This is a genomic window from Enterobacter sp. JH25 (genome assembly GCF_021725435.1).
Classification (GTDB): Bacteria; Pseudomonadota; Gammaproteobacteria; order Enterobacterales; family Enterobacteriaceae; genus Enterobacter; species Enterobacter intestinihominis.
Map to the genome: position 1 here is coordinate 267183 of NZ_CP091320.1, position 8794 is coordinate 275976.

The following is an 8794-nucleotide window of genomic DNA, read 5'->3' on the forward strand; positions in this document are numbered from 1 at the left end:
TAACTCTATATTTTTGTTTTAGCTTTTTTAAAGGTAGACTTACCGAATAAAACAGCAATTATAGAGCAAAGGCCTGGCGTTAGGACAAAAGCTAATAATGCACTGCCAAAACTTGTCATTTCAGGCACCACGAACCAGCTGATAGGCCACGTCAGGGCAGGTAAATTTAGCGGATCATAAAGCGCATGTAGAGCGCTTAACACACAGTAAAGTGCTAAAAAGCAAACTAGATAAACAACGATCCACATTTTAATTTGCTCAGCAATTTCAAATTTAGGACTGCCCATGCTTTACCTCAGTGGCTGAATATTGATGGTTAATATCTTTAATCACCCGTAAGCACTTAGTGCATACCTTAGTTCGATTTGTCTGCTTGTCCAGAGTGTATTTAACTTCAAGTTGACCTCCAGCATTAAGCAAAGTGAGCATCTCATCTTCTAACACGCTTCGGTAAATGGTCTTGTCCGAGAGTGTGCCCGGTAACGAGTACTCAACATAATTGTTTGAAACTCTTACCGATTTAGGGATTTTACCACTGAGCTGGATTTCATTCGTTGAAGGCATTACAGTTACTTTAATCACAGTTGCCGGTGACCAGAAATCCTGATAACGCACTTTATGAATTTTATCAGCTCTAAGGCCTAACCACACATTTCCGGCGATAAGAACAATAAGCAATCCATAAACTGATCGTCGAATGTTACGCCTTTTAATCACAATGTCCCCCATCCCTCAAATATCATTCTAAATAACTGCACCAGGATATCATGAGCGTAATTAAAAGAATTCTTCATAACCGGGGTTTTCAGTTGAGTTTGCGGACTCTTTACTTTGCGGTTTCTCGCCCTCTATTTGAGTATCCCTGACAGGTTTGGATTTACCCATGCTCCTCTGAAAGGTATCCATAACAAACTCAATATCTTCTTCTGGCAGGCTGGTGGGTTGGTTGCTCATAGGACTTCCTCTTGTTGAATACGTTCGGCGTACAGGATGCGAACCGAAACGGTCGTGTTTTCAAACTCGTTCTCAAAAACGTCCATCCATTCCGTCCGGAATTCTTCCCCCAGAAGGTTATCGAGCCCCTGAAGAGATAATGGAAGAACGGCTGCTAGAGATCCCCCGGCTGCGAGATGAGATGCAGCTGCCTGGAGATGCAGCCTGGCCCGGTTATCGGCAAAAGGTGGGTTCATCACGACATAATCAAACTTCTTCTGTTGATTAGACTTAGACCATGTGAGGAAGTCAGCTTCTGTCGTATCGTATCCCTTAGCCCGGGAGATAAGGCAATTCAAAGTATCAAGCTCGATGCCAGTAACGATCACACCGGCAGGGAATGATTTAAGCAAATCCGCATGGCCAATATTAGGCTCCAGGAGGGTATCCCCTTCCCCTGCACCGAGCAGGGAATATACATATTCGCTGATTCGGCAAGATGAAGGGTAAAACTGATGCGATACAATATCAGGCATCTCCCCTATCTGGCCGATGTAACGAATAACCTCACACGGATCATAGGAAAATGTCACATCGTATTTTGTTACTGTTGCCCCTAAGAACCGAAGGGTGTCAGCGGCAACACTCGAAGATTTGCGTTCGGCGAGAGACCCTAAAGATGTCCAGCAACTCCATTTATTGTCCCCGTCATTTTTAAACATTAGTTCAGAAAGCTGCATCCGGGTATCAAAGTCGATGCACTGCTTAAGTACAGGGAATGCCTCCAAAGATTTCTTGCTATGAGCCATGCGGTCGGCAGGTAATGCCAGCGGTACGATAGCTGATAAAATATTGTTAAGCCGCTCGGCGATATCAGGGTGGACGTCAATATGCATTGATCCATTTTTGTAAACCCTGAAACGAATACTGTTGCCATCGATGCAGATCCATTTTCTGAACCCCTCATGTTCGACCAACGCCTCAACCAATGATTTGGTGTTATGGATCGCCTTCACCTGTTCGCCACGGAAGAATGCGCATATAACGCGGAGCTCGCTCAGTGGTGAAATGCCAGACTCTTTAAAATCCACCCTTAATTTCTGCCAGGGGTATTTAGACGGCTCGCAAACTCCGGTAGTGATCATGCGGGTGGAGAACCCAAAAGCTTTGTTTGTCTTATGACTGCGGCTCAGAGACTGGAAGACGTCGTAAACCCTTTCTTTAATAAATTGATTGCGGTCATTAAGCAAAGCAACGACTGTGCCTACTACAGCGTCAGCTGTGAAATCAGGGATCACCTGAGGCGGCATAATATAGCGGTCGGCCGTAAACTGCTTATCCCATTCGTTACGTTTGGCATCCGACATGATAGGCAAAACATCAGTGAGTGCCATAACGCGTTTCCAGTATTCAGATCTCAGAGCGTTTTCCGCGAACAAGGCATCCGCTTCAGAGATACTGTGGTTGTAGCCTGAGAGATAAGAATAAAGTTTCTGGTGATTGTGGGTTTTGAACTGGACAGCCATGTGTTTCAACAAGCAGAGTTCATCATTATAGGACTCAACAAGATCCGCGATAATGCCGAGCTCTTTGCGCATATCTGGAAGAAATGTTTCAGAAGAGCTAACCACCAGGCTATGAGAGGTTGTTAAAGCCAGTACGCTGTGACCTGCATTATCGGGTTTAGCTTCAGAATCAAGAGATGACATTTTACCGGTCCTTTAGAAAAAACTTTTACCAGGATAGCAACGTCGCTCTGTAACCTAATAGGTTCAGTGACACGAAAAAGTTTTTTATGTCTCTGAATAAAACTTAAAGATGTCAACTCATAGAAAGAAGCAAAAAAAAAGCCCCGCATAAACGGGGCAAGAACGATACATGGAGGTTTAAAAAAGGCGGGCAAAAAGCCTGAATCCTTAATGACTCTGACAAAACCAACACTTTGCCAAAAGTAAATTATTCTGCGTCCGGCTGTGGGTCAGTATCCTGATCGGTCTCTTCCCCTGCCTTCTTAGCATTTTTTTTACGTGGGTATTTTGGCTTCTCACCATTAAGTTTTGCCTGACGATTCTCCGCACGGCGAAGCTGCTTGTTCTCTGATTCTGTGATCTCTTTTGAAAGATTTCTCAGCATCTCCAGAGTACTGCGGTTCAACGTAATGTTGATTTCTTCGTCAGCACTTGAATCTGTCATCTCCGGCAATTCAATATCCCCCAGTTTCTGTAATAAGCTGGTGGTGATGAGTTTGACGCCTTCTACGGCTTTTGTGGCAATAACCGGCGGAATCCGTGCTGGCTTGAAGTCTGAAGGTCTGACTCGTACCTGACCATGTTGGGTTTTTTTCACCGTGATGCCATTCGCATCGGCCTGCTCAAGTTCCGCGATCATCTTCTTGATACGTGAAATTGCTTCTGTTTCACCGAGCTCATCGATCAGTGAAAGCACGTTAACATACGAAATAGCGTCAGCATGAATCCATTTCTTGATAACAACAGAACAGGTTGTCAGGCGGATAAGAGAACTGATGGTCGTCGGGCTTTTATTTTCACGTTGAGCAATTCGTTCGAGTGACCAGCCAGCAAGAGAATGTAGGCGACGATAGGACTCGCCAAGCGCAACAGGAGAAAGCGCAAGACCACGGTTACCATCAATGGTCGCGAGCTCACAGCCAATTTCATCTTCTTTAATCTCAACGCAAAGGATTGTGATGTCATGATCTTCATCACATGCCATCATTGCGGCTTTTAAACGGCAGTGCCCCTGGCGAACAAAAGGTACCCCATCAATGACACGTACTCGGATAGGGTCTACATAGTCACCTCGAATGTAGGCATTCTTGATGTTGTAGATGTGTTCTTCAACCTCAGGGAGCTTATAGTAATCGTCACCCATTCCCATTTCGCGGGAGTTGAAGCCTGGCGTGACCTGAATTACTGAAGGGTGGATAGCCCATGCTTTCTGGTCACTTACTTCAGTACAAAGTTCAGGGTTTGCATCACGGAACTGTTTAAGCCCAGTGACGTAACGACCTGTGCCAGTAACTACTGAAAAGGCAACATGGGCCGTTTTAAAGACCTTGTCATTAGCTTGCTGTGTAGGTTCTGTCAGTAAAACACTCATAGGGGCTCCGTTACATTTTTCTGCTTACTTTCTGCGTAGCGGGGATACTACCGAAAAAAAAATCCATAATTTTTCGCAAAAAAGGTACTTTTTGAGCCTATTCTGATTTTTCACAAAAAAAGAGGGCTCCCCATTTCTTGTGATGGCATCAAAATCGCTTCATAAACAAAGACATAAATCCAAAACATAAAGTTCAGGTATCAGTGAGGAAAAATCTTATAAATCCGCAATGCTGAAAGTCAAAACTGTGCGTCTTAAACAACTTTTTTTTGCTCCCTAAGTTATTAGTTAAAGCCCGTGGTTAGGTACGATACCAGCACCTAAATTTCTCTCTCAGGTATAGACACTTTGACTCGACATCTCAGACACATGCCGATAATCAAATGGGCTGGTGGAAAAACGAAACTGATGCCTTTCATCAGCCATCACTACCCACACGATCATAGTTGCCGGTGGGTAGAACCCTTTATAGGCGGTGGTGCCGTTTTTCTGAACATGTTTGCACAAAATGCATTGCTTGCAGATAGCAATCCAGACTTGATCAACCTATACAGGACTATTCAAAGACAGAAAACTAACTTTATAAATCAGGTCCAAAACCTAGCGGATAAAACCTTTGTCGAAAAGGACTACTATGAGATGAGGGACCGTTTCAACAAAACCTGTATTTCTGGTCAACCGCTTCAAAGAGCGGCTTTGTTTTACTCCCTGAATCGCCTGGGCTATAACGGTATGTGCCGCTATAACTCAGAAAGAATCTATTCAGTGCCCTGGGGGAAACATACAGAACTGAAGCTTGACTTCAATAAAATAGACTACCTTTCATTTCGTCTTTCAGGTATTGAACTGATCACCGCTGGTTTTGAGGAGACTCTGGCCGCAACCGGCGAAGGAGATCAGATTTATTGTGATCCGCCATATGACAAAACAAGCAAAACTAGTTTTGTCAGTTACGATGGTAAACCGTTCAGCCAAAGCGACCACGTGCTGTTAGCAAATATGCTCGTTGACGCTCACAGAAAAGGCGCTGCTGTTGCGATATCAAATAGCCTGACACCATTCACTTTGGGCCTCTATGAAGAGCGTGGATTCGTCATACACAGACTCAGCGCTTACCGATCCGTAGGAAGTAAGCCAAATACACGGAAAACGGAAACAGAAATACTGGCCGTGCTGAAATAGAGTTAATTCTAATCAACGGGGCTAATCCATTCCTGAAAAGTTAATACCTCAGGGTGAGTTCGTTGAACATAAGGTATAAACTGAAGCTCTTCTATTCTCCGGTCGCCCCTCTTTCCTTCGCAAATAAATGAAATGAGTCCTTGCTGAGAAAGCCCAGTAAGGACGCTCATAAGTCTTATATTTAGAGTTTTAAGCTGTAAGTCGTTATTAATGTCCTCCACTTTATGAGAGCTCTGGCCTGAACGTTTAAGATACTCGTAAACCATGAAATTCGAATTTCGTCGTTTTAACAATTTTTCGGTTATGCATTCCTGAATGAAACCGCCAAGAGCATCTAAAAGCGGACTGAGAACTACCGGGAAAGTTAATGTGTAACTTTGAGAAGTTTTAGACAAAGTAAATGAATTTAGAAAGCTAAAGTTAAGTCTCTTTTTTGAATATGGAGCGTAAGCGACAAGAGTAGTTGACATAACAGTAAGTAAAGCTTCAAGATGTTCCACTGTTATTAATGTGGTTTTATCTGTATTTCTTAGATTATGGAAATCAATAAACGCTACTCTTGAACGGCTAAGCCAATCTTGTACTTTAATGTCGATAGAAAATTGCGATATATGATTTGAACATTCATTTTGGTTGATAGGGCATGCAGACGAAAGATGGTTATGGATTATCATGCATAGCACAAAAAAAGGAAATCGGCAGGCTGTGGGGCATTGAAAACCGGTTAAAGAAAGCTTAGACGTTTCATATGCGCTTACCGGAAAAGTAACTTTTCTTAACGTTGGCTTTGACGATGTTCTTGCATTTTTACAAATGAAACCGAGACCCAGATCATTGTGCATTTTAAAGTCCATCTCCATCATCACCTTTTAGCCTTAACTGTATGGTATTGGTATACAAAAAATTAAAAATTATAATTAATAAGATTATCATTTTTTTACTATTGAAAAGGTTGTGATAGAGGGGAATTTAAATGTAAAAGATTTATACTCGCAGATCTTTATGAGGGATAAAACCCATTGCGTAAGCAACAATATTACGTGAGTGAGTCCTAACGACAGTTTAAGTCTTGGCTCTATATTTAAGCAGTAAAACATTTAACTGTCTTGGAGTTTACTTAACTTAAAAACTGTTATTGCAGCATAATTTTTCGAATCAAAATCATAGAATTTTCTGACTTTTCCAGTCAAATGATAACGTTCACCCAATAAAATGTGATCCTGTTTATCGGCCGTTAAAGCGATCCCGTCATTTCTAACTTTACCAGTAAATGTAAAAAAATAACTCCCTTTACTTTTTGCGTACGCGGCCCTGACTTCAGTAAATGTTAGTTCAATGCTTATGACCTGGCCGATATTGTAGCTATGTTTTAAAATTTCTTGTTCATTTTCCGGAGTTTCAGACAACATCACATCAAAGGTTGTAAAGAAACAATCCAGCTGGCGTTCTGTCAAAAAACGGTTATTGTCTAGTTGCGCCAATATACTATTAGAAAACTTAGTGTTAGCCTTTTTTGCTTTCTCAATAAGTACGTGGTTTCTGGATTTCCATGCTTCGAGTGTTGGGTTAACACGCAGTTCCGGAATGTTATCGAGAAAGGTAATTGGCTCTAGTACCACTAATTTTTCAATAATGGGTCCAACTGTTTGCACCCCATGACACTTTTCACATACATCAGCCCCTTTGTGGCCTGTGCCCGCACATTCGTTACATTCTCTTTCGATAGGTGCATAATAATTTCCATCTCCGTTAAGGGATACATTCACTGAGGCTGGTACCATATGACCATCAAGAGTAAAGAAAAGAGATTTCATTTTCGAAACACCTCCAAACGTGCCTCTACGATTGCTACAGCTTCTTTCACAGTTTTTTCATAGTGGTCATGCCCTTCAGGAAATTGGTCAAAACGTTTACCGTGTTCTAACTCTTCCATGTTGCGTTTAAGGACTTCATGAGTTAGAAGCAAATCATTATAATTATCGATAAGAGTCAGCTTTATAGGTTTAATCACTCAACTAATCCTCGGTTTTTTATTCCTTAAGGAGATCTCGAATTTCCAGAAGCTCTTCTAATTTTGGTTTAGAAAGAATGATTGCTGTATTTTCGTCGTTAAGTAAAGACAATAAAATATTTAGCTTTTCATCATTCAAGATTATTTGAACACCATCATCAGAAAATATTACATTTTTACTATCAACATTTTTGAACAAGTGTGCACTATCTCTACCAAATTTTAGTTCTGTTTGAGTATTCGTTATAGATTCCGTATGTGTACTTTCCACAAGCTCAAGAAATTCAGATTTTAGCCGTTCTGTTTTCTTATGCGAGAGGCGCTTAATACCCAAAGTCTTACGTGTGACTGCCGAATTTTTCTTTTCTGGTCCGCCTTTATTTAAGGTGTCTGGTCCTGCTCCAGCTGCATTGTGTTCAGGTATGCCTACAATTTTGCTCGTTGTAGTCTCAATATTCTTAACGCCAGGTAAGAAACCTTCTATATGTTTTAAAACCATTTTGTGATCGTTGGAATATTTTAACATTATTTCAATGGCGAGCGTTTTTTTGATTAGATTTAGGCTAATCAAACGTTGAAGCTCTAATGGCATATCAAGGATTTTTAGCATATTACGAATTGCGGTAGTTGATCGTTGATATCGCATTGCTAGTTCTTCAACCGAATACCCGAGACTAACAGCATGAGCTAATGCATGAGCTTGCCCAACCGGATTTAGCCCATTGCTTCTGTTACCATCGAGGTTCTCAAGGTATTCTTCAATTTCGTTTTTATAATCGATTAAGATAACAGATAATTTTGGAATATTAGCACCTTCAGAAATTGCTAATTTTAAGCCATGAAAACGAGTATGACCTTGACGAACTAAATATTTACCTTTTCTTTTTACGACCTTGATCATATCAACCTGCCTTCCTTCCTTAAAGGCTTGTTTGATTGACACAATCATCGATTTGACAGGTTCTTGTTCGTAACACAAATCTCCGATTACCGCCTCTCGGGGATTAAATCCCTTTTCAATTTCAACTAGATTAGTATCCACTTCAATGACTGTATGTTTGCTGTTGTTCATATCTTCCTCCTGTTTACTACATGATACATGAACCTCAAATTTGCCAAATAGGGCTGATACATCTAAAAGGTAAACTCAAAAAATTTGCTTAATAAAATTAAAATAAAAACTGTCTTGAATAAAACAATGATAGTAAACCCACTTTCATTTCCGTTTGCGATCTGTAGATATTGATAAAGGAGCGCTATTCCTTGTTTTATATGGACTTATCATTGTTTTCAACAGGTTAGATCAATTCTTTAGATCACTAAAGATCAATAGAGTTCAAGTAAAGATCACGGCATCTTTAACTCATTGATTATAGTAACTTTATGAAAGGATCCGGCATTCGGATGCATGCGAAAAGCATTTGAATGAATAAGGAAGGCATTTACTGGAATGCTTATGGCATTTAGGTAAATGCGTAAAAAGCATTTGCAAGAATATGTTATAAACAGTTTGCCAAATGAAAATCTTATCACCGACGAGTTAAGTTA

At 40.9% G+C, this 8794-nt stretch carries 10 protein-coding genes; 1 reads left to right on the top strand and 9 read right to left on the bottom strand.

Translation table 11 applies throughout. The features are described 5' to 3' along the window. Positions 1–5 precede the first annotated feature (5 nt). The 5 genes from L2Y28_RS23985 to L2Y28_RS24005 form a co-directional block, all read right to left on the bottom strand. A complete protein-coding gene (locus tag L2Y28_RS23985) occupies positions 6–287 on the bottom strand; it encodes a hypothetical protein (RefSeq protein WP_000535423.1) in 282 nt (93 codons plus the stop codon). Then, entirely contained in the window at positions 274–717 is a 444-nt protein-coding gene (locus L2Y28_RS23990) for a hypothetical protein (protein ID WP_001805248.1), read from the bottom strand. The genes L2Y28_RS23985 and L2Y28_RS23990 overlap by 14 nt, the downstream gene beginning before the upstream one ends. Before the next feature lie 60 nt (positions 718–777). Beyond that, positions 778–954, bottom strand: a complete 177-nt coding sequence (locus L2Y28_RS23995; RefSeq protein WP_000070862.1) for a hypothetical protein — start codon at positions 952–954, stop codon at positions 778–780. Then, on the bottom strand, positions 951–2642 hold the full coding sequence (locus tag L2Y28_RS24000; protein WP_000096325.1) for a DUF4942 domain-containing protein: 1692 nt from the start codon (positions 2640–2642) through the stop codon (positions 951–953). The genes L2Y28_RS23995 and L2Y28_RS24000 overlap by 4 nt, the downstream gene beginning before the upstream one ends. 247 nt (positions 2643–2889) lie before the next feature. Then, on the bottom strand, positions 2890–4053 hold the full coding sequence (locus L2Y28_RS24005) for a hypothetical protein (RefSeq protein ID WP_000114860.1): 1164 nt from the start codon (positions 4051–4053) through the stop codon (positions 2890–2892). A gap of 369 nt (positions 4054–4422) precedes the next feature. Here L2Y28_RS24005 and L2Y28_RS24010 point away from each other — a divergent pair, with 369 nt between their 5' ends. Then, on the top strand, positions 4423–5235 hold the full coding sequence (locus L2Y28_RS24010; protein WP_001121574.1) for a Dam family site-specific DNA-(adenine-N6)-methyltransferase: 813 nt from the start codon (positions 4423–4425) through the stop codon (positions 5233–5235). An 8-nt stretch (positions 5236–5243) separates the two neighbouring features. On the opposite strand, the gene L2Y28_RS24015 is transcribed toward L2Y28_RS24010, so the two are convergent. The 4 genes from L2Y28_RS24015 to L2Y28_RS24030 all read right to left on the bottom strand — a co-directional run bounded on the left by L2Y28_RS24015 (position 5244) and on the right by L2Y28_RS24030 (position 8318). Further along, positions 5244–6098 carry a hypothetical protein gene (locus tag L2Y28_RS24015; protein ID WP_000970401.1) on the bottom strand — a complete coding sequence of 285 codons (855 nt, stop codon included), beginning with the start codon at positions 6096–6098 and terminating at the stop codon, positions 5244–5246. Positions 6099–6332: 234 nt separating this feature from the next. Further along, positions 6333–7049, bottom strand: coding sequence for a zinc finger-like domain-containing protein (locus tag L2Y28_RS24020; RefSeq protein WP_000838219.1), 717 nt, complete (start codon positions 7047–7049; stop codon positions 6333–6335). Beyond that, positions 7046–7246, bottom strand: a complete 201-nt coding sequence (locus L2Y28_RS24025) for a hypothetical protein (RefSeq protein WP_000594930.1) — start codon at positions 7244–7246, stop codon at positions 7046–7048. The genes L2Y28_RS24020 and L2Y28_RS24025 overlap by 4 nt, the downstream gene beginning before the upstream one ends. 19 nt (positions 7247–7265) lie before the next feature. Further along, on the bottom strand, positions 7266–8318 hold the full coding sequence (locus tag L2Y28_RS24030) for a hypothetical protein (RefSeq protein WP_001065778.1): 1053 nt from the start codon (positions 8316–8318) through the stop codon (positions 7266–7268). Positions 8319–8794: the final 476 nt, after the last annotated feature.

Coding starts and splice junctions, on each gene's coding strand:
- L2Y28_RS24015 (WP_000970401.1), bottom strand. CDS start 6,098: ATGATGGAGATGGACTTTAAAATGCACAATGATCTGGGTCTCGGTTTC.
- L2Y28_RS24000 (WP_000096325.1), bottom strand. CDS start 2,642: ATGTCATCTCTTGATTCTGAAGCTAAACCCGATAATGCAGGTCACAGC.
- L2Y28_RS23985 (WP_000535423.1), bottom strand. CDS start 287: ATGGGCAGTCCTAAATTTGAAATTGCTGAGCAAATTAAAATGTGGATC.
- L2Y28_RS24010 (WP_001121574.1), top strand. CDS start 4,423: ATGCCGATAATCAAATGGGCTGGTGGAAAAACGAAACTGATGCCTTTC.
- L2Y28_RS24030 (WP_001065778.1), bottom strand. CDS start 8,318: ATGAACAACAGCAAACATACAGTCATTGAAGTGGATACTAATCTAGTT.
- L2Y28_RS24005 (WP_000114860.1), bottom strand. CDS start 4,053: ATGAGTGTTTTACTGACAGAACCTACACAGCAAGCTAATGACAAGGTC.
- L2Y28_RS24020 (WP_000838219.1), bottom strand. CDS start 7,049: ATGAAATCTCTTTTCTTTACTCTTGATGGTCATATGGTACCAGCCTCA.
- L2Y28_RS23995 (WP_000070862.1), bottom strand. CDS start 954: ATGAGCAACCAACCCACCAGCCTGCCAGAAGAAGATATTGAGTTTGTT.